Origin of the sequence: Georgenia subflava (genome assembly GCF_009193155.1) — a bacterium.
Classification (GTDB): domain Bacteria; phylum Actinomycetota; class Actinomycetes; order Actinomycetales; family Actinomycetaceae; genus Georgenia; species Georgenia subflava.
Map to the genome: position 1 here is coordinate 605,788 of NZ_VUKD01000002.1, position 19,587 is coordinate 625,374.

The window sequence follows — 19,587 nt, forward strand, 5'->3', positions numbered from 1 at the left end:
GTAGGGTCGGACCATGGTTCTCATCGGTGCCCACGTCGACCAGCTGGACCCCGTCGCCGAGGCGAAGGCCCGCGGCGCGGACCTCGCCCAGATCTTCCTGGGTGACCCCCAGGGCTGGAAGGGGGCCGAGGTCGCCTACCCCGGCGGGGCCGAGGCCCTGCGGCAGGCGGCGGCTGCGGCCGGCATCGGTCTGTACGTGCACGCGCCGTACGTCATCAACGTGGCGACGACGAACAACCGGATCCGGATCCCGAGCCGGAAGCTGCTGCAGCAGACCGTGACGGGCGCGGCCGAGATCGGTGCCCTCGGCGTGATCGTCCACGGCGGGCACGTGCTCAAGGACGACGACCCCGAGAAGGGCTTCGACAACTGGCGCAAGGCCATCGACGGGCTGGAGATGCCCGTGCCGGTGCTGATCGAGAACACCGCGGGCGGGACAAAGGCGATGGCACGCGGCGTCGAGAAGCTGACCCGGCTGTGGGAGTCGGTGCTGGCCGCCGACGGAGGCGCCGACGTCGGACTGTGCCTGGACACCTGCCACGCCTGGGCAGGCGGGGAGCAGCTGGCCGGGCTGGTCGAGCGAGTGCGTCAGGCCACCGGCCGGGTCGACCTGGTCCACGTCAACGACAGCCAGGGCGCCTTCGACTCCGGGGCGGACCGCCATGCCAACCTCGGCTCCGGCACGCTCCCGCCGGAGGCGATGGTCGACGTCGTCCGCGAGGCCGGGACGGCGGCGATCGTCGAGACCCCGGGCGGCGCCACCGAGCAGGGCGCCGACATCGCCTGGCTGCGCGAGCGCCTCTGACCCACGCGGTCCGCCACCGGGTCGTCGCACGGGATCGGCGCCCCGGCGCCCGGCGTGCTGCGGTGCTCGGCATCCGCATGCGGGCACGAACGGGCGGGGTTACCGTGACGACTCACGCACGCAATCGGAGGTCTGTCATGGGTCTGCCCGTCAAGCTTCGTCATGTACCCGCCCGACTCGCCGCCGGTGCCTTCATCCTGAACTCCGGACTGGGCAAGCGCGGGCTTCCGGACGAGGCGGCGGCCGGTCTGCAGGGCATGGCCGCGAACGCGTTCCCGCAGCTGAAGGAGATGTCCCCCAAGGACTTCGGCAAGCTCATCTCCACCGCCGAGATCACCCTCGGCGCCGCGCTGCTCGTCCCGCTCGTGCCGACCTGGCTCGCCGCGCTCGGTCTCGGCGGCTTCGCGAGCTCCTTGCTGTACATGTACACCCGCACGCCCGGCCTGACCGAGGAGGGCTCGAGCGTGAAGCCCACCCAGGAGGGCACCGGGATCGCGAAGGACGTGTTCATGCTCGGCATCGCCGGCACGCTCCTGTTGGACGAGCTCACGTCCCGCAAGCCGTCCGCCTGAGCCGGCCGGGAAGCACCGCACGGCTCCGTGCGTTCGCACCATCATGGAACTGGGTATCTACACCTTCGGCGACCTCGACGACCGGCCCACCGCCGAGCCGACCTCGCCGGGGCGTCGCATCAACGAGATCCTCGAGCGGGTGCGGCTGGCTGAGGACGTCGGCCTCGACTACGCGGGCATCGGGGAGCACCACCGGCCCGACTACGCGATCTCCGCGCCGGCCACGGTCATCGCCGCCGCGCTGGCCCAGACCGAACGGATCCACGTGGGCTCCGCGGTCACCGTGCTGTCCACCGAGGACCCCGTGCGCGTGTTCCAGCAGTTCGCCACCATGGACCAGTACTCCGGAGGGCGCGTGGAGCTGCTCGCCGGCCGCGGCTCCTTCATCGAGTCCTTCCCGCTGTACGGCGCGAGCCTGGAGGACTACGACGAGCTCTACGAGGAGAAGCTCGACCTGCTCCTGACACTGGACTCCGGCAACCCGGTCACCTGGTCCGGCAAGCACCGCCCGCCCCTGCGGGACGCGCAGATCCTGCCGCGCCCCACGGACAAGCCGGATCTCGGCGAGCACCTGCGCATCGGTGTCGCCACCGGTGGGTCCCCGGCGTCTTCGGTCCGGGCGGGCAAGCTCGGGCTGCCGATCAACTACGCCGTCATCGGCGGCGAGCCGAGACGGTTCGCCCCGCTGGCCGAGCTCTACCGCCGCGCCCACGCCGAGGCCGGCCACCCGGCGGCGACGCGCCGCGTCGAGGTCTCCGTGCACGGCTTCTTGGCCGAGACCGACGCCGAGGCGCTGGAGTTCTTCTACCCGTATCAGCTCGACGCCGGCACCAAGATCGCCCGTGAGCGCGGCTTCGCGCTGCCCAACCGGATCTCCTACGAGATGCAGTCCGGCCGCCACGGCGCCTACGTCATCGGCTCGCCGGAGACCGTCGCCGAGAAGATCGTGCTGCTGCACACCTCGCTCGGGCACGACCGGCAGAACTTCCAGATGGACGTCTCCGGGGTGCCGCAGCGCGAGTCCCTGCGCGCCATCGAGCTGCTGGGCCGGGTGAAGGAGCTGGTCGATGCCGAGCTCGCCCCCGAGACCACCGGCCACGCGTAAGGCGCGCGGTGCGCCGAGGCCAGCGGCCACGCGTGACGCGTGCGGGCGCGCCGAGGCTGCCAGCCACGCGCATGACCGCTGCGCCGCCCGCGCCCGTGACCCACGTCGCCCGTCGTCGTCGGGAATGAACGTGCCACGGGGCTGGTTGACCACGTAGCATGGACACAACCGGCCGGACCCGTCAGGGCGAGACCGGGGACAACTGCACAGGGGATGATCGGTTTCGACGATGGTCGTCGTTCCAGGAGAAGCGGGTCGAGGATGCAGAGTCATCTCGTCAACGCTCTCTGCAAACCAATAGGTGCCGATTCCAAGCGCACCGACTTCGCCCTCGCCGCCTGAGCGAGTTCCGAAGTCCGTCAGCCTGAGCTAGCTTCCGACTCAGTTCCTGGCGTCATCTAGGAAGCCACTGCTCGCCACCCTCGTTGCCGGGGTGTCGGGGACTTCTAGGTAACTGAGCCCGTCAGCGACTTGTCTGCGTGATCGCTGGGGCCGAGAAAATCAGCAGCAGACTGCACCCGGAGAAGCCCTGGTTCCACGCCGTCGGACGCGGGTTCGATTCCCGCCATCTCCACCATCACCCCAGCAGCAAGGCCGCCCTCGGCGAGGGCGGCCTTGCTGCGTCCCGGGATCAGGCCGGGGGAAGCACGAGCTCCTGCGGGACGACCCGCACAGGGAACGGCACGGCGATGTCGGCCGCCTCGGTCCCCGTGGCCGTGGCGGCGGTGCGGAACGCTCCGTCGACCAGGTCGAGCGCCTCGATCGAGGGCTGCGCCGGGTCGACCAGCCAGTACGACCCCACGCCGGCGTCCTCGTACTTCGACCGCTTGAGCACCTGGTCCTTGCGCCTGGTCGACGGGGAGAGCACCTCGACAGCCAGCGCCATCGGGGCACTCACGTTCTTCACGCCCACGTCCTCGTTGCGCATCACCAGCAGGTCCGGCTGGAGCGAGGTGCGTCGGTCGGGACGCCAGTCCACGGGTGCGAAAAACACCTCGAACCCCGCAGGGCACGCCGCCCGCAGCAGGAGGTACAGGTTGCCGATCGCGCGCTGGTGAACCATCACCGGAGCCGGGGTCACCAGCAGCAACCCGTCGAGCAGCTCGTACTGCAGGCCGTCGTCCGGGAGTCGGTCGAGGTCGTCGACCGTCCAGTCCCGCGACTCACGGGGCATCACCGTCATGATGGCCATGGTCCTCCCTCGGCCGGCTCGTGTCACCGGTACACATCCCGCCAATGTCCTGCTGCTCGCCCGACTGCGCCGCGGTCATCCACAGCCACGTTCGTCCGAGGAATCCGCCACGGGCCGGCGAGGTCACACCGCTCACGACGGCGGACGCGTGCTCCCGCACGCCAGTCACCGTCGGAGAATGGGAACCATGAGCAGAGCACGAGGCTTCACCTCCGACAACGCGTCCGGCGCCCACCCCGCCGTCCTCGCCGCCATCGCCGACGCCAACTCCGGGCACGTGCCCTCCTACGGCGCGGACCCGCTCACGGCCGCCCTCGACGAGCGGGCGGCCGAGGTCTTCGGCGACGACGCGCGGATCTTCCCCGTCTTCAACGGCACGGGCGCCAACGTCGTCGCCGTCCAGGCGCTCCTGCAGCGATGGGATGCCGTCGTCGCGACCGACGAGTCGCACATGGTCAACGACGAGTCCACGGCCCCGCAGCTCGTCGGCGGCACGCGCATCCTCACCGTCGCCTCCCGCGGCGGCAAGCTCACCACCGACGTGATCGCGCCGGTGTTCGACGGCTACGACGGCACGGTCCACCACGCGCGGCCGGCGGCGGTCTCCCTGGCGCAGAGCACCGAGCTGGGCACCACCTACTCCGTGGCCGAGCTCAGTGCTATCACCCACCTCGCCCACACACGTGGTGCGCGCGTGCACCTCGACGGCGCCCGTCTCGCCAACGCCGCCGCCCGGCTCGGCACCACCCTGCGCGCGCTCACCACGGACGTCGGGGTCGACGTGCTCTCCTTCGGCGCCACCAAGAACGGCACCCTCTTCGGCGACGCCGTCGTCACGCTCCAACCCGAGCTCGCCGAGCCGGTGGACCGGCTGCGCAAGGCCTCCACCCAGCTGGCGTCGAAGATGCGCTTCGTCTCCGCCCAGCTCCTCGCCCTTCTCGGCGACGACCTGTGGCGGGAGAACGCCCGCCGCGCCAACGCCGCCGCCGACCTGCTCGCCGCCCGCCTGCGCGGGCTCGGGGTCACCCCGGTCCACCCGGTCGAGGCCAACGCCGTGTTCATCCCCGTCCCGCCGGAGAGGCTGCCCGCCGTGGTGGCCGCGGCACCTGTCCTGGCCTGGGACCGCACGGCCGGCGTCGTGCGCGCGGTCGCCTCCTTCGACACCACAGAGGAGGACGTGGACGCGCTCGTCGCCGAGCTTGCCCGGCACCTCGGCTGAGCTGGTGCCGTTCACCGCCGCGTCAGGCCCCGCCTCTGGCACGCTGACGCCATGACTCGGGCGGTGCACCGGTGCTGAGACCGGGCGAGACGCGGTTCGTGCGTTCGGGCGAGGTGGACATCGCCTACCAGGTGGTCGGGGCGGGGCAGCGCGACGTCGTCGTCGGTATCGGCTGGGTCTCCCACCTGGAGCTGCTGTGGGAGCTGCCCGAGTCGGTGCACTTCCTCGAGCGCCTCGCCGGCCTCGGCCGCCTGATCCTGTACGACGCCCGCGGCACGGGTCTGTCCGACCGGCCGGGCGGCGCACCGGAGGTCCACGACCTCGTCCCCGACCTCGTCGCCGTCCTCGATGCCGCCGGCAGCACCCGCGCCGTCGTCGTCGGCTGGCTCGACAAGGCCGCGCTGGCCCTCGCGCTCGCGGCCACCCATCCCGAGCGGGTCGAGGCACTGGTCCTCGGCGAGCCGATGGCGAGCACCGTCGCGCGCCCCGGCCACCCCGACGGGCTCGAGCCCGCCGTGCTCGAGACCCTCGCCTCGGCGGTCGAGTCCGGCTCGTGGGGAACCGGTGCGCTCCTGCCGTGGATCGCGCCGTCGGTCGCCGACGAGCCCCGCATCGCCGCGTGGTGGCGCCGCTGGGAGCGCATGTCGGCCACCCCCAACACGGCGGCCGGCCTGCTGCGGCTCCTGCTCGACGTGGACGTGCGCGCGCTCCTGCCCCGGGTGCGGGCGCGGACCCTGCTGATCCACCGCGCCGGGACCGCGCTGGTCCCGGCCGCAGCCGTGCGGTGGCTCGCCGACGCGCTCCCGGACGCCCGCTACACGGAGCTCGAGGGGACTGACCTGGCCGCGTTCTTCGGTGACACGGACACCCTCATGGACGAGATCGAGGACTTCGTCTCGGGCACCCGCACGGGCGCGGACGTCGACCGGGCCCTGGCCACCATGCTCGTCACCGACCTCGTCGGCTCCACCGCGCAGGCCGCGGCCCTCGGCGACCGGCGCTGGCGCGAGCTGCTGGACTGGCACCACCAGGAGGTCCGGCGTCTGCTCGCCCGGTACGGCGGGACCGAGATCGACACCGCGGGGGACGGGTTCCTCGCCGTCTTCGACCTGCCCAGCCGGGCGATCTCCTGCGCCCTGGCGCTCTCGGACCACCTGGCGGGCCACCGCCTCGGCGTCCGGGCGGGGCTCCACACCGGCGAGGTCGTCCGGGCCGGCACGGCCGTCCGCGGGGTCGCCGTGCACGTCGCGGCGCGGGTCGCCGCCCTCGGCGGGGCGGGGGAGGTGCTGGTCAGCGGCACCGTCCGGGACCTCGTGCTGGGCTCCGGCGTCATGCTGACGCCCCGCGGCACCCACGAGCTGCACGGGGTGCCGGGCACCTGGGAGGTTCTCGAGGCCGCCCGCACCGGCGTGCGTGTTCCGGCCGTGGACGGTCCGGTGACCCGATAGCATCCGGCCAGGTCGGAGGCGCTCCGGCCGCCAAGGTCGGTGGTTCCCGACCGTCGCCTGCCCCAGGAGCACCGGCATGACAGCGCTCGCGATCGACACCTCCGGCCTGCGCAAGACCTACCGGGGCCACGGTGGCCGGCGCGTGGGTGTGGAGGGCCTCGACCTGAAGGTCCCCGCCGGCGGCGTCCACGGCTTCCTCGGTCCCAACGGGTCGGGCAAGACCACCACGATCCGGATGCTCCTCGGGCTGATCCGTGCGGACGCCGGCACCATGAGGATCTTCGACCACGAGGTGCCCCGGCAGCTCCCCGAGGTCATCGGGCGCGTCGGGGCGATCGTGGAGTCGCCGAAGTTCTTCCCCACGTTCACCGGACGCAAGAACCTCTCCCTGCTCGCCGAGGCCATCGGCGCCCCCCGCTCGAGCGTGCCCGAGGTGCTCGAGGCCACCGGCCTGACCGCGCGCGCCGGTGACCGCTACAAGGGCTACTCCCTCGGCATGAAGCAGCGCCTCGCGATCGCCGCGACGCTCCTGAAGTCCCCGGACCTGCTGATCTTCGACGAGCCGACCAACGGGCTCGACCCCGCAGGAATCCGGGAGATCCGCGACACCATGCGCCGCCTGGGCGACGAGGGCCGCACCGTCCTGGTCTCGAGCCACATCCTCGCCGAGGTCGAGCAGGTCGCGGACACCGTCTCCATCATCGGCCGTGGGCGCCTGCTGGCGTCCGGCCCGGTGGCCGAGGTCATCGGCGAGCGAGGCATCACCGCGGTGCGGGTGGGGGTCGCCGACCCGCAGGCGGCCACCGAGGTGCTCACGGCCGCCGGCCTGCGGGTGCGCGCCGACGGGCCGATCCTGCGGGTGCGTGGCACGGACGACCCGGCGCGGATCACCTACCTGCTCGCCCAGCGTGAGCTGTACGTCCACGAGCTGGCCCCGGTGCGGGCCGACCTGGAGTCGGTGTTCCTGGACCTGACGTCCGGCGAGGGGCTCGGCGAGGCGTCGGCGCCGCGCAACGGGCGCCACGCCGACGGCGCGGGCGCCGGCGGCGCCGACGCCCGTGCGGCTGCCCCCGACGTGCACGCCGGTGGTACGGCCGGCAGTGGTACGGCCGGCGCTGGTGCGGCCGCCGTCGGGGTGGCTGCCCCACCCCAGGACCCGCCAGGCACCCCGTGGGGAACCGGCGACGCCCCGGACGGCGGTGCGGTCCGATGATGCGACTGTCCCGCGTGGAGCTGCGCCGGCTGTTCTCGCGCCGGCTCGTCGTGCTGGCGATGATCGGTGGGCTGGTCGTGTCCGCCCTCTTCCTCGTGGGGGTGTGGCAGTCCTCGCAGCCCATGTCCGCCGCGGACCTGGAGCGTGCCGAGGCCGAGTACGAGCGCCAGCTGGCCGACTGGGAGGAGAACGGCGAGGAGTGGGTCGCCCAGTGCCTGGAGGACGAGGCGCGTGAGGCCGAGCTCACCGGCACGGACGTCGACTTCGGCTGCGAGCAGATGGAGCCGCAGCGGGAGTGGTTCATCTGGGAGTCCCCGCCCATGGAGGACTCGTTCCCCATGGTGCTCGCCGGTCAGTCCTACCTGCTGGTGGCGCTAGCGCTGCTCGTCGGCGCGACGTTCACCGCGGCGGAGATGAGCACTGGTTCGATCAGCAGCTGGCTGACGTTCGAGCCGCGACGGCTCCGGGTCTACGCCTCCAAGGTGCTCGCCACGGGGCTGGGGGTCGTGCCCGTGGCCGTGCTCGCGGTCGCGATCCTGGTGACCGGCGGCTGGGTGATCGCCCGCAGCTTCGGTCTCGCGGGCTCGATGGACGGCTCGGCGTGGTCGTCCCTCGCGGCGATGGCGCTGCGGATCCTCGTCCTCGTCGTCCTCGCCGCCATGGTCGGCTCGGCGCTCGGCGTCCTGCTGCGGCACACCGCGGCGGTCCTCGGCGTCGTCGTCGGCTACGTCGTGGTCGTCGAGACGATGTTCGCCGGCGCCCTCGGCCGGTTCCAGCCGTGGCTGGTGGCCAGGAACATCGAGGGCTGGGTCAACCACGGGACCGTCTACTACGTGCCGGAGTGCACCACCGACTCCTCCGGGACGATGTGCGACTACGTGGAACGCAGCCTCAGCTTCGGGCACAGCACCGCGTACGTCCTGATCTCCGCGGCGGTCGTCGTGGTGGTCGGGGCGCTCGTGTTCCGCCGTCGCGACGCCGCCTGACGGCTGCGCGGCGGCCGGCGCGTAGCGTGTGCGGCATGGGCACCCAGGAACTCTGGCCGGAGCTGGTCCCCGGCGGCGCCCCGGAGGTTCCGGTGACCGGGCCGCGACGGTGGTGGGCGGGCCCGCTCGATGTCGAGGGCCTGGTCGTCGCCGCCGTGCGCAGCTGCGCCGCCGCGGCGGCGGCGCTCGGGGCCGAGCGCGGGGCACCGGTCGAGCTGTCGGTGGACGTCCGGGACGTGGCCGCGGCGGTCGAGTCCTTCCGGCACCTGCGCGTCGACGGCCGGACCGCTGTCGGCTTCGCGCCGCTCTCGCGGTTCTTCCCGACGGCGGACCGCTGGGTCCGCTTCCACGCCAACTACCCCCACCACCGCGCCGCGCTCCTGGCGGCGCTCGACGTGCCCGACGACGACGGCGCCGACCTGCCGGACCGCGTGGCGGCCGTGGTCGCCGCGATGCCGGCGGAGCCGCTCGAGGCCCGGGTGCGGGAACGGGGCGGCGTCGCGGCCGCCCTGCGCACGCCGCAGGAGTGGCTCGCGCACGCGCAGGGCCACGCCGTCGCGCAGGCACCGCTCGTGCAGCACGGCCTCGACCGGGTCGCAGGCGGCACGGCCGCGCTGCCCCGCGGCGCCGCCCTGCCGATGTCCGGGCTGCGGGTGCTCGACCTGACCCGGGTGATCGCCGGCCCGACCGCCACCCGCATGCTCGGCGCACTCGGTGCGGACGTGCTGCGGATCGACCCGCCCGACAACCCTGAGCTGCTCGACCAGTACCTCGACACCGGGTTCGCGAAGCGTTCCGCCGCGGCCGACCTGCACGACCCGGCCGAGCGCGACCGCATCGAGCAGCTCCTGCCGAGGGCAGACCTGGTCCTCAGCTCCTACCGGCCCGGAGCGCTCGCGCGTCTGGGCCTCGACGCGGCCGCCCTGCGCGAGCGGCACCCGCACCTCGTGGTGGTCGAGCTGTCGGCCTGGGGGACCGTCGGTCCCTGGGGGCGCGAGCGCGGCTTCGACTCCATCGTGCAGGTGGCCACCGGCATCGCCCACCGCTACGGGACGGACGACGAGAGCTGGCGGCCCGGTGCGCTGCCGGTCCAGGCGCTCGACCACGCGGCCGGCTACCTCGCGGCCGCCACCGCCATGCGGTCCCTCACCCGGCGCGAGCAGGACGGCGGGGCCTCGGCCCGCATCAGTCTCGCCCGGGTCGCCCACGAGCTCCTCCGCCTGCCGGTCCCGACCGGACCCGCCGAGCACGAACGGCCTCCCGTCCGCACCGCGACGGTGCCGTCGGCGTACGGCCCCGTCGAGCACGTGCCCCCGCCGCTCGGCGTGGGAGGCCGGCCGCTGGGCTTCCCCGGCCCGCCCCAGCCCTACGCGGGCGCCGCGCCCGTCTGGCTCTGAGGGACTGGGACACACCGACGCCCGGCACCTCTGCCGTGTACGGCTCCCGGGCCGCGATGATGTGTCCATGAGCGCGGTGGTGGGGGTCGACCTCGGCGGGACCAAGACGGCCGCCGCGGTCGTCGACCCCGAGGGCCGGGTCGGACCCGTGCGGACCGTGCCGACACCCGCGCACGCCGGCCCCGAGGCGATCCTCGACGCCGTCGCCGAGCTCGTGCGCACGGTCGCCGTCGACGCCCCGGCCGCCGTCCGCGCCGTGGGGGTGGGCACGGCGGGCGTCGTCGACGTCACCACCGGCACCATCGTCTCGGCCACCGACGCGATCACCGGCTGGACAGGGACCGCCGTGGCCGCCGGCCTGCGGCGCCGGCTGACGGCCACCCTCGGCGAGGTACCGGTGTTCGTCGAGAACGACGTCGACGCCCACGCGGCGGGCGAGGCGTGGCTCGGGGCCGGCGCCGGGCGGGACATCGTCCTCATGGTCGCCGTCGGCACCGGCGTCGGCGGGGCAGTGGTCCTCGACGGCCGGCCGCTGCGTGGCGCGCACCACGTGGCCGGAGAGATCGGCCACGTGCCCACCCCCGGTGCGGAGGGGCTGCGCTGCACGTGCGGACGGACGGGGCACCTCGAGGCCCTCGGTGCCGGACCAGCCCTGCACCGGCACTACCTTGCCCTGGGCGGCGACCCGGCCAGCCCGGACACCCGGGACGTGGTCGCCCGTGCCGGAGGCGGTGACGAGCTCGCCGCGCGTGCCGTCCGTGAGTCGGCGGCCGCCGTCGGCCGGGCCGCCGCCGCCGTCGTCACCGTCCTCGACCCGGCCGTCGTCGTCGTCGGCGGCGGGATGGCCGGCGCCGGGCCCATGTGGTGGACGGCGATGGAGGAGTCCCTGCGCGCGGAGCTCATCGCGCCGCTCGCCGACCTGCCGGTCGTGCCGGCGGCACTGGGCGGCTCGGCCGCCGTCGTCGGCGCCGCGCGCGGGGCCTGGCAGCTCCTGGCGGTCACCGAGCAGCAGCCCGTCCCGGCCGCCGGCCGGGGGAGAGGGAGAGAGTGAACCCCATCATCGAGAGCCTGCGCGGCACGCTCGTCGTCTCGTGCCAGGCCTACCCGGGCGAGCCCATGCGGGACCCGCGCACCATGGCGCAGGTGGCTGCCGCCGTCGTCGCCGGCGGTGCGGCTGCCGTGCGCGCCCAGGGCATCGCGGACATCCGGCAGGTCGTCGCAACGGTCGACGTGCCCGTCATCGGCCTGTGGAAGGACGGTGACGACGGCGTGTTCATCACCCCCACGCTCGACCACGCCGTCGCCGTCGCCGAGGCGGGGGCGCACGTCGTCGCCCTGGACGGCACCCGACGGCCGCGGCCCGACGGGCGCACCCTCGCGCAGACCGTCGCCGGGCTGCGCGAGCGCGCGGACGCCCTCGTCATGGCCGACTGCGGCTCCCTCGACGACGCCCTGGCCGCGCAGGACGCCGGCGTGGACATCCTCGGCACGACCCTGTCCGGGTACAGCGGCGAGCGGCCGCGCACGGACGGCCCGGACCTCGAGCTCGTCGACCAGCTGGTCGCCTCCTGCACGCTCCCGGTGATGGTGGAGGGGCGGGTGCACACCCCTGCCCAGGCCGCCGAGGCGCTGGCGCACGGGGCCTTCGCGGTCTGCGTGGGCACCGCCATCACCCACCCGACGACGATCACCGGCTGGTTCGCCGACGCCCTGGTGCGCTGACGTCGCCAGGGCCGCCGCTACCAGCGGGCGTTGACCGGTGCCGGGACGCCGCAACGTCCTGCCGCTACCAGCGGCCGTGGACCTGTGCCGGGACGCCGCAACGTCCCGCCGCTACCAGCGGGCGTGTACCTGCTCGCGGATCCGCTCGTCGTAGAGGCGCTCGACGGCGACCAGCAGCTCCTCGCCCAGCTCGGGCAGCTCGGCCGCCGCGGCGTTGGCACGCGCCTGCTCGGCGGAGCGTGCGCCCGGGATGACGGTGGTGACACCCTCCTGCTGGACGACCCACCGCAGCGCCACCTGCGCGGGCGTCGCACCGGCGGGCCCGAGCTCCGCGGCCATCTCGGTGAACGCCGCGGCCGCGTCGACGCCCGTGGCGAAGTCGACGCCGGAGAAGGTCTCGCCGATGTCGAAGCTCTCGCCGTGGCGGTTGTACGTGCGGTGGTCGGTCTCGGCGAACGTGCTCTCGCGGGTGTAGCGGCCGGCGAGCAGTCCCGAGGCGACCGGCACCCGGGCGATGATGCCCACCCCGGCCTCGGCCGCGGCCGGCAGCACCTGCTCCAGCGGCTTGCGCCGGAACGCGTTGAGGACGATCTGGACGCTCACCGGGTGCAGCGACTCGATGGCGTCCAGTGCCTGGTCGCACGTCTCCACGCTCACGCCGTAGGCGGCGATGCGCTCCTCCGCGACCAGCGTCTCCAGCGCGTCGGACACCTCCGGGCTGGTCAGCACGGCCGACGGCGGGCAGTGGAGCTGCACCAGGTCCAGCCGGTCCACCCCCAGGTTGGCGCGCGACCGGTCCGTCCACGCCCGGAAGGCCTCGAGCCGGTAGCTCTCGGGGACCTGCTCGACCCGGCGACCCATCTTCGTCGCCACCGTCAGGTCGGCGCCCGGGTTCTGCCCGAGGAAGGCTCCGATGAGCTGCTCGCTGCGGCCGTCCCCGTAGACGTCGGCGGTGTCGAGGAAGGTGACGCCGGAGTCGACGGCTGCGGCGAGCACCCCCATCGCCTGGCTCTCGTCGACCTCGCCCCACTCCGTGCCGAGCTGCCAGGTCCCCAGCCCGACCACCGAGACCTGCCGGCCCGTCCCGCCGAGCGTGCGCTCCTCCATGCCGTCCGCCTCCTCACTCTCGCGTCGGTCCATCCTGCCCGTTCCCGGCGGTGGTGGCAGGACCGGCGCTCCCGGAACACCGGACCCCGTTGCGGCTTTGGTGAGGATTCGGTGCGCCAGCTGCACCGATTCCTCACCAAGGAAGCTCAGCCGTTGTGGGCACATGCGCGGCCACGCCAGAGACTGTGACAGATGTGACTGACGAGGCTGTGGTTACTCCGTATCGGCGTCGCACGGGGCAGGAACCGCGCAGACACGCGGAAAATCGGCGCGTTAGATGCGACAACGGCACCCGCGTGTGCGTAATGTCGGCGCAGCGGCACCGGCAACAGGTGCCCGGAACCGAACGATGAGAGGGATTTCATGTCCGTCAACCGCACCGAGCTCGTCGCCGCCGTCGCCGAGCGTTCCTCGCTCACCAAGACCCAGGCCGACGCTGCGCTGTCGGCTCTCCAGGAGGTCCTCGTGGACTCCCTCGGCAAGGGCGAGGCCGTCAAGGTCACCGGTCTGCTGAGCGTGGAGCGTGTCGAGCGCGCCGCCCGCACCGGCCGCAACCCCCGCACCGGTGAGGAGATCCAGATCCCCGCCGGCTACGGCGTCAAGATCTCCGCCGGCTCGGCCCTGAAGAAGGCCGTCGCCAAGTGACGATGCGCTGAGCGCACCGCGGAGCGGGCAGGACCGACGCCGGTCCTGCCCGCTTCGTGCGTCTGCACGCGTCGGCCCGCGGCTGCCTGCCCGCATCGTGCGTCCGCACGGGTCGGCCCGCGGCCGCCGGCTCCGGTGGGACGCGGCCCGTCGCGCCGTCGCCGTGCCGTTAGGGTGAGCGGCGGCGGCCCGGCCCGCGGCCGTGCGGACACCAAGGAGGGAACCTCGTGGAGGTCGTCATCCAGCCCGACGCCGGCGCCATCGCGACGCTGGTGGCCGACGAGATCGAGCGGCTCCTCGCGGCGCGGCCGGACGCCGTGCTCGGGCTCGCCACCGGGTCCAGCCCGCTGGCGATCTACGACGAGCTCGTCCGCCGACACGAGGCCGGCCGGATCTCCTTCGCCCGCGCCCGAGCCTTCATGCTCGACGAGTACGTGGGCCTGCCGGACGCGCATCCCGAGCGGTACCGCAACGTCATCGACCGCGAGATCGCCGGGCGGGTCGACTTCGCGCCCGGGGCGGTGCAGGGGCCGGACGGCAACGCCGAGGACCTCGTCGGCGCGTGCGCCGCGTACGAGCAGGCCATCGCCGACGCCGGCGGAGTGGACCTGCAGATCCTGGGGATCGGCACGGACGGGCACATCGCGTTCAACGAGCCGGGCTCCTCCCTGGGCTCGCGCACGCGGATCAAGACGCTCACCTCCCAGACCCGGCTCGACAACGCCCGCTTCTTCGACGACGACGTCGACGCGGTCCCGGTCCACTGCGTCACCCAGGGCCTGGCGACCATCATGTCTGCCCGGCACCTGGTGCTCGTGGCCACCGGGTCGGCCAAGGCCGAGGCGGTGCATCACCTCGTGGAGGGGTCGGTGAGCGCCATGTGGCCGGCCACGATCATGCAGCACCACCCGCGCGCCACGGTGCTCGTGGACCCCGCAGCGGCCTCGCGCCTGCAGCTCGGCGACTACTACCGCGAGGTCTTCGCCGCCAAGCCGGCGTGGCAGGGCATCTGACCCGCGTCGCGCACGACCACCACCGACGACGTCTGCTTAGACTGGTCGCATGAGCTCGACGACCCCCGACGGCCCCGCCGGTCCGCAGCAGCCCGCCTCCCCGTCCGGCCCCGCCGGCGGCACCGGTGTGCTCGAGCGCGAGGAGCTGCGCGAGCAGGTGTCCCCGGGGGACGACGAGCGTTACGCGCACTACGTCCGCAAGGACAAGATCACGGCGTCGGCGGTCTCCGGCCAGCCGGTGATCGCCCTGTGCGGCAAGGTCTGGACACCCGGTCGCGACCCCAAGAAGTACCCCGTGTGCCCCACCTGCAAGGCCATCTACGAGGGCATGAACGAAGGCGCCGGGTCCGGCAAGGGCCGCGGCTGGCCCTTCGGCCGCAAGGGCGGCGACGCCTCGGGAAGCGGGGAGTGACCGCCCCGCACCAGCGCCGGTCGTCGCCGACCCACCCTGCCGGGCCCGCAGCCGTCTCCACGGTCGCGGCCGAGCAGCTGCCGCCCGCCTACCCGGCGCGCGCGGCGTGGGGGACGGCCTCGCGGCTGCGCGCCTGGCAGGCCGAGGCGCTGGAGACCTACCTCACCACCGAGCCTCGTGACTTCCTCGCCGTCGCCACCCCCGGCGCCGGCAAGACCACCTTCGCCCTGCGCATCGCCACCGAGCTCCTCGCCCGCGGCGTCGTGCGCCGCATCGCCGTCGTGTGTCCCACGGAGCACCTCAAGAGCCAGTGGGCCGACGCGGCCGGCCGGGTCGGCGTGCACCTCGACCCCAGCTTCAAGAACTCTCAGGGGCGGCACGGCGCCGGCTTCGACGGGGTGGCGCTGACGTACGCCCAGGTGGCGGCCAACGCCGCGCTGCACCGCGCCCGCACCACCGCCGAGCCGACGCTCGTGATCCTCGACGAGGTCCACCACGGCGGCGACGCCCTGAGCTGGGGCGACGCGGTGCGCGAGGCGTTCGAGCCGGCCCGCCGGCGGCTGTCCCTGACCGGCACCCCGTTCCGTTCGGACACCGCCGCGATCCCGTTCGTGGAGTACGCCCGGGACTCCGACGGGATCCGCCGCTCCCGCGCTGACTACTCCTACAACTACGGCGACGCCCTGCGCGACGGCGTCGTCCGTCCCGTGATCTTCCTCAGCTACTCCGGCCAGATGCGCTGGCGCACCAAGGCCGGCGACGAGGTCTCCGCGACCCTCGGCGAGCCGCTGACCAAGGACATGACCGCCCAGGCGTGGCGCACCGCCCTCGACCCCAAGGGGGAGTGGGTCCCGCAGGTCCTCGCGGCGGCCGACCAGCGCCTCAGCGAGGTGCGGCGCAGCGTCCCCGACGCCGGCGGCCTGGTCATCGCCACCGACCAGAGCGCCGCTCGCGCCTACGCGAAGATCCTCGGTCAGATCACCGGCGAGCCGGCCGTGACGGTCCTGTCCGACGACGACGGCGCCTCGGCCCGCATCGAGGAGTTCGCCGCCGGGGAGCAGCGCTGGATGGTCGCGGTGCGGATGGTCTCCGAGGGTGTGGACGTGCCCCGGCTCGCGGTCGGTGTGTACGCTACCGCGACGGCCACGCCCCTGTTCTTCGCCCAGGCGGTCGGCCGGTTCGTCCGGGCGCGCCGGCGCGGCGAGACCGCCTCGGTGTTCCTGCCCTCGGTCGGCCACCTGCTCGGCCTGGCGAACGAGCTCGAGATCGAGCGCGACCACGCGCTGGACCGGGTGCTCACCGCCGAGGAGAAGGGGACCTTCTTCACGCCCGAGGACAACCTGCTCGCCCAGGCCAACCGCAGCGAGCAGGCGAGCGCCGACCTGCTGCCCGGCTTCGAGGCCCTCGAGGCGCAGGCCACCTTCGACAAGGTCCTGTTCGACGGTGGCGAGTTCGGCACCGGCGCGGCCGTCGGGTCGATCGAGGAGCAGGAGTACCTCGGGCTCCCCGGGCTCCTCGAGCCCGAGCAGGTGACGTCGCTGCTGCGCGCCCGGCAGGCGGAGCAGATCAAGACGCAGAAGCGGCAGGCCCGCGCCGACGCCGTGAAGCACGCGAACTCCGGCGTCGACGACCACCGCCGCCGCGCCGCCGCACGCAAGGAGCTCTCGTCGCTCGTCTCGGCGTGGTCACGTCGCTCGGGCAAGCCGCACGGGGTGGTGCACACCGAGCTGCGCAGCCGGTGCGGCGGGCCGGAGGTGGCGCTCGCCCGGACCGAGGAGATCGAGGCGCGCATCGCGATGCTGCGCAAGTGGTTCGTCGGGCGCGGCTGAGGGTCCGACGGGGCTGCTACCAGGGCCTACGGTCGCCGTTTCAAGATGCGGACCGACTGGGCCGCTGGGACGCTCGGAGCAACCGGCCGGCACCAAGCTCCGGCCCTCAACAGGAAGGACGTGTCATGTCCCTCTGGCTCATCCTCATCATCGTCGGTGTCGTGATGCTCATCCTGGGCGTCGCGACGGAGATCGGTTCGTTCCTCATCTGGCTCGGCGTGATCGTCCTCGTGGTCTCCCTGATCATGACCTTCGTCTCGAGGGGCCGCACGCGCGTCTGACTCGTCCCACCGCCGACAGAGGCCGTCCCCGCGCGGGGACGGCCTCTGCCGTGTGCGGGGTCCGCCTCCGCCGTGGGCGGGAGGGCCTCCGCCGTGTGCGGGGTCGGCCTCGGCCGTGTGCTGGGTCGGCACTCTTTTCGTGTGCGTCCTCTGCCGTGTGCGGGGACGGCCTCGGCGGTTTCCGGTGGACTGCGGGTCGACGTTCAGATGCGGGGGAAGTCGTCGTCAGCCTCGATGTCGATGTGCCTGGTGGGGATCCCCGGCTCGCCCTCGCTCAGGCGCCACGCGGCGTAGGGCAGCTCGGCGCGCGAGGCGAGGTGCCGCTCGGCCGCAGCGGTCAGCGCGTCCGGTCCCCGGTGCTCCTCGACCGGCACCCCGTCGCGCACCAGCGGGAGCTGGAGCGGACGGGCACCTTGTCGCTCGACCTCCGCACGGCCCGCATCGTGGGTCCCGCACGCCACCACCAGCTCCTCGCTGGCGCGTCCGCCGGCGTCCAGCACCCGCCCCGCCACCTTGAGCCCGCCCACCGACATCTTCGAGGCCGACGCCTTCGCCACCTCCTGCATCCGGCCGTCGGCGCCCTCGCGCGACACCAGCTTGTAGACGAGCTCCGCCGTCGGGTGCCCCGATCCGGTCACCAGCTTCGTCCCCACGCCGTAGGAGTCCACCGGTGCCGCGTTGAGAGCGGCGATGGCGTACTCGTCCAGGTCCGAGGTGACGGTGATCCGCGTCGTCGTCGCGCCGAGCGCGTCCAGCTGCTCACGGACCGTGAACGCCTGCGCGACGAGGTCGCCGGAGTCGAGCCGCACCGCGCCGAGCTCGCCGCCGGCCGCCCGTGCGGCGGCGACCGCGCGCTCCACGCCCCGGGTCACGTCGTAGGTGTCGACCAGCAGGGTGGTGCCGGGGCCGAGGGCGGCGACCTGCGCGGCGAACGCGGACTCCTCGTCGTCGTGCAGCAGGGTGAAGGAGTGGGCCGCGGTGCCGATCGCGCGGATGCCGTAGGAACGGCCGGCCTCGAGGACCGAGGTGCCCACGAAGCCGCCGACGACGGCCGCGCGCGCCGCGGCGACGGCGGCCTGCTCGTGGGTGCGCCGGGCGCCCATCTCCAGGCACGGCCGGCCGTGGGCCGCCGTCGTCATGCGGGAGGCGGCCGCGGCGACCGCGCAGTCGTGGTTGAGGATCGACAGGACGACCGTCTCCAGGACGACGGCGTCGGCGAAGGTGCCCTCGACGGTGAGGATGGGGGAGCCGGGGAAGAAGCACTCGCCCTCGCCGTAGCCGCTGATCGAGCCGCGGAAGCGGTACTCGCGCAGCAGGTCGAGGGTCTCGTCGCCCACCACGCCGGCGCTCGAGAGGTAGTCGATCTCGTCGCTGCCGAAGCGGAAGCGCTCCACCGCGTCGATCACGCGGGCGATCCCGGCCACGACGCCGTAGCGCCGGCCGGCGGGGAGCCGCCGGCCGAAGACCTCGAAGACGCTGCGCCGCTGGGCGGTGCCCGAGCGCAGCGAGGCCTCGATCATGGTCAGCTCGTACATGTCGGTGAGCAGTGCCGTGGTGGTCCGCATGGCCACACGCTAGTGCGCGCGCGATGGCGCGCCATCTCCGCCGGCGCGGGCGCCGGTTCGCACCTCGTAGGGTGGAGGACGTGAGCAGCGTGCGACTCGCGTCCGCCCCCGCGGAGCAGGAGTCACGGTCCGAGGCCCCCGAGGCCGCCGTCGAGCGTCCCTGGCGCACGATCGTCTGGGACGACCCGGTCAACCTCATGAGCTACGTGACGTACGTCTTCCAGACCTACTTCGGCTACGACGAGGCGACGGCGACCCGGCTCATGATGCAGGTGCACACCAGGGGTCGGGCCGTGGTGTCCTCGGGCCACCGCGAGCAGATGGAGGTCGACGTGCAGGCCATGCACTCCTACGGGTTGTGGGCGACCCTCGAGCAGGAGGGCGAGTAGGTGCACGCCTTCGTCCCGGTGCGCGGCGGCTTCGCCGCGAGGCTCGAGCAGGCCGAGCGCACGGTGCTCTCCCGGCTGGTGGCCGACACCGCCGAGCTGCTCGGTACCCGGCTGACCGACGCGGGGTCGGGAGCCGGCGCGGCGGAGGGCGGCCCCGACCTGCCCGAGGTCCCGGGCCCGGCCGACGGCCCGCAGAACGGCGACGACGCCGTGCTCGCCGCGCTCGACTTCGAGCCGGCCGCCGACGCGGTCCCGGACGCACCCGCCGACCCGGCACTGGCGCGGTTGCTGCCGCCCATGAGCCACGACGACCCCAAGCTCTCGGCCGAGCTGCGGGCGCTGACCGAGTCCTCGCTCCGTGCCGGGAAGGTGAGCCGGCTCGAGACCGTGTGGCGCGAGCTGCGCGTACCGGCCGGGGCGCAGGGCGCCGTCGTGGTCCGTGCCGGCCAGGAAGGCGCGTGGCTCGCCGCGCTGACGGACGTGCGCCTGGTCCTCGCCGCCCGGCTGGGCATCGAGGACGAGGCCGACGCCGAGGAGGTCTACGCGCGCTCCCGGCCGGGCCGCGACCGGGACGCGGACGAGGACCGCGACGAGGTCGACGACGCGCTCGCCACCATGTACGCCGCCCTGACGTGGTGGCAGGAGTCACTCCTCGAGGCCATGTTGCGCAAGCGGCGCGGCCGTTAG

Annotated in this window: 20 protein-coding genes and 1 other RNA gene; 18 read left to right on the forward strand and 3 right to left on the reverse strand. The window is 73.8% G+C overall.

Features of this window, described 5'->3' with window-relative positions; genetic code table 11:
* Positions 1-13 precede the first annotated feature (13 nt).
* The 4 genes from GD748_RS09260 (at position 14) to ssrA (ending at position 3,059) form a co-directional block, all read left to right on the forward strand.
* On the forward strand, positions 14-805 hold the full coding sequence (locus tag GD748_RS09260; RefSeq protein ID WP_152194876.1) for a deoxyribonuclease IV: 792 nt from the start codon (positions 14-16) through the stop codon (positions 803-805).
* A gap of 137 nt (positions 806-942) precedes the next feature.
* A complete protein-coding gene (locus GD748_RS09265; RefSeq protein ID WP_152194877.1) occupies positions 943-1,377 on the forward strand; it encodes a hypothetical protein in 435 nt (144 codons plus the stop codon).
* A 43-nt stretch (positions 1,378-1,420) separates the two neighbouring features.
* Positions 1,421-2,482: an LLM class flavin-dependent oxidoreductase gene (locus GD748_RS09270; protein ID WP_152194878.1), complete on the forward strand. Its 1,062-nt coding sequence runs from the start codon at positions 1,421-1,423 to the stop codon at positions 2,480-2,482.
* A gap of 209 nt (positions 2,483-2,691) precedes the next feature.
* Positions 2,692-3,059: a transfer-messenger RNA gene (gene ssrA, locus GD748_RS09275) on the forward strand.
* Between the two features lie 54 nt (positions 3,060-3,113).
* On the opposite strand, the gene GD748_RS09280 is transcribed toward ssrA, so the two are convergent.
* Positions 3,114-3,665: a Uma2 family endonuclease gene (locus GD748_RS09280; RefSeq protein WP_152195083.1), complete on the reverse strand. Its 552-nt coding sequence runs from the start codon at positions 3,663-3,665 to the stop codon at positions 3,114-3,116.
* Positions 3,666-3,861: 196 nt separating this feature from the next.
* On the opposite strand from GD748_RS09280, the gene GD748_RS09285 reads away from it, so the two are divergent.
* From GD748_RS09285 to GD748_RS09315, 7 genes are all read left to right on the forward strand, one after another.
* Positions 3,862-4,893, forward strand: a complete 1,032-nt coding sequence (locus tag GD748_RS09285) for a threonine aldolase family protein (protein ID WP_226921041.1) — start codon at positions 3,862-3,864, stop codon at positions 4,891-4,893.
* 98 nt (positions 4,894-4,991) lie between these two features.
* The gene (locus tag GD748_RS09290; protein WP_193312894.1) at positions 4,992-6,341 is read left to right on the forward strand and encodes an adenylate/guanylate cyclase domain-containing protein; all 1,350 of its coding nucleotides are present in this window, start codon (positions 4,992-4,994) and stop codon (positions 6,339-6,341) included.
* Between the two features lie 76 nt (positions 6,342-6,417).
* Positions 6,418-7,554: an ABC transporter ATP-binding protein gene (locus GD748_RS09295; protein WP_152194881.1), complete on the forward strand. Its 1,137-nt coding sequence runs from the start codon at positions 6,418-6,420 to the stop codon at positions 7,552-7,554.
* The gene (locus tag GD748_RS09300) at positions 7,551-8,540 is read left to right on the forward strand and encodes an ABC transporter permease subunit (RefSeq protein WP_152194882.1); all 990 of its coding nucleotides are present in this window, start codon (positions 7,551-7,553) and stop codon (positions 8,538-8,540) included. The genes GD748_RS09295 and GD748_RS09300 overlap by 4 nt, the downstream gene beginning before the upstream one ends.
* A 35-nt stretch (positions 8,541-8,575) precedes the next feature.
* Positions 8,576-9,937: a CoA transferase gene (locus GD748_RS09305; RefSeq protein ID WP_152194883.1), complete on the forward strand. Its 1,362-nt coding sequence runs from the start codon at positions 8,576-8,578 to the stop codon at positions 9,935-9,937.
* A gap of 67 nt (positions 9,938-10,004) precedes the next feature.
* Positions 10,005-10,988 (forward strand): ROK family protein, encoded by a 984-nt coding sequence (locus tag GD748_RS09310; protein WP_152194884.1) that lies wholly within the window; start codon positions 10,005-10,007, stop codon positions 10,986-10,988.
* Positions 10,985-11,659, forward strand: a complete 675-nt coding sequence (locus tag GD748_RS09315) for an N-acetylmannosamine-6-phosphate 2-epimerase (RefSeq protein WP_152194885.1) — start codon at positions 10,985-10,987, stop codon at positions 11,657-11,659. The genes GD748_RS09310 and GD748_RS09315 overlap by 4 nt, the downstream gene beginning before the upstream one ends.
* Positions 11,660-11,770: 111 nt before the next feature.
* Here GD748_RS09315 and GD748_RS09320 read toward each other — a convergent pair whose 3' ends face one another.
* Positions 11,771-12,766: an aldo/keto reductase gene (locus GD748_RS09320; protein WP_152195084.1), complete on the reverse strand. Its 996-nt coding sequence runs from the start codon at positions 12,764-12,766 to the stop codon at positions 11,771-11,773.
* Between the two features lie 363 nt (positions 12,767-13,129).
* On the opposite strand from GD748_RS09320, the gene GD748_RS09325 reads away from it, so the two are divergent.
* From GD748_RS09325 to GD748_RS19490, 5 genes are all read left to right on the forward strand, one after another.
* The gene (locus GD748_RS09325; protein WP_152194886.1) at positions 13,130-13,411 is read left to right on the forward strand and encodes an HU family DNA-binding protein; all 282 of its coding nucleotides are present in this window, start codon (positions 13,130-13,132) and stop codon (positions 13,409-13,411) included.
* 227 nt (positions 13,412-13,638) lie between these two features.
* Complete coding sequence (gene nagB / locus GD748_RS09330; RefSeq protein ID WP_152194887.1) at positions 13,639-14,424, forward strand: glucosamine-6-phosphate deaminase; 786 nt, start codon at positions 13,639-13,641, stop codon at positions 14,422-14,424.
* 49 nt (positions 14,425-14,473) lie between these two features.
* On the forward strand, positions 14,474-14,836 hold the full coding sequence (locus GD748_RS09335) for a DUF3039 domain-containing protein (protein ID WP_152194888.1): 363 nt from the start codon (positions 14,474-14,476) through the stop codon (positions 14,834-14,836).
* A complete protein-coding gene (locus GD748_RS09340; protein ID WP_152194889.1) occupies positions 14,833-16,665 on the forward strand; it encodes a DEAD/DEAH box helicase in 1,833 nt (610 codons plus the stop codon). The genes GD748_RS09335 and GD748_RS09340 overlap by 4 nt, the downstream gene beginning before the upstream one ends.
* A gap of 125 nt (positions 16,666-16,790) precedes the next feature.
* Positions 16,791-16,946: a hypothetical protein gene (locus tag GD748_RS19490; protein WP_193312895.1), complete on the forward strand. Its 156-nt coding sequence runs from the start codon at positions 16,791-16,793 to the stop codon at positions 16,944-16,946.
* 203 nt (positions 16,947-17,149) lie between these two features.
* On the opposite strand, the gene GD748_RS09345 is transcribed toward GD748_RS19490, so the two are convergent.
* Entirely contained in the window at positions 17,150-18,511 is a 1,362-nt protein-coding gene (locus GD748_RS09345) for a nicotinate phosphoribosyltransferase (protein WP_152194890.1), read from the reverse strand.
* Positions 18,512-18,591: 80 nt separating this feature from the next.
* Here GD748_RS09345 and clpS point away from each other — a divergent pair, with 80 nt between their 5' ends.
* Positions 18,592-18,900: an ATP-dependent Clp protease adapter ClpS gene (gene clpS / locus GD748_RS09350; protein ID WP_226921043.1), complete on the forward strand. Its 309-nt coding sequence runs from the start codon at positions 18,592-18,594 to the stop codon at positions 18,898-18,900.
* The gene (locus tag GD748_RS09355; RefSeq protein WP_152194892.1) at positions 18,901-19,587 is read left to right on the forward strand and encodes a DUF2017 family protein; all 687 of its coding nucleotides are present in this window, start codon (positions 18,901-18,903) and stop codon (positions 19,585-19,587) included.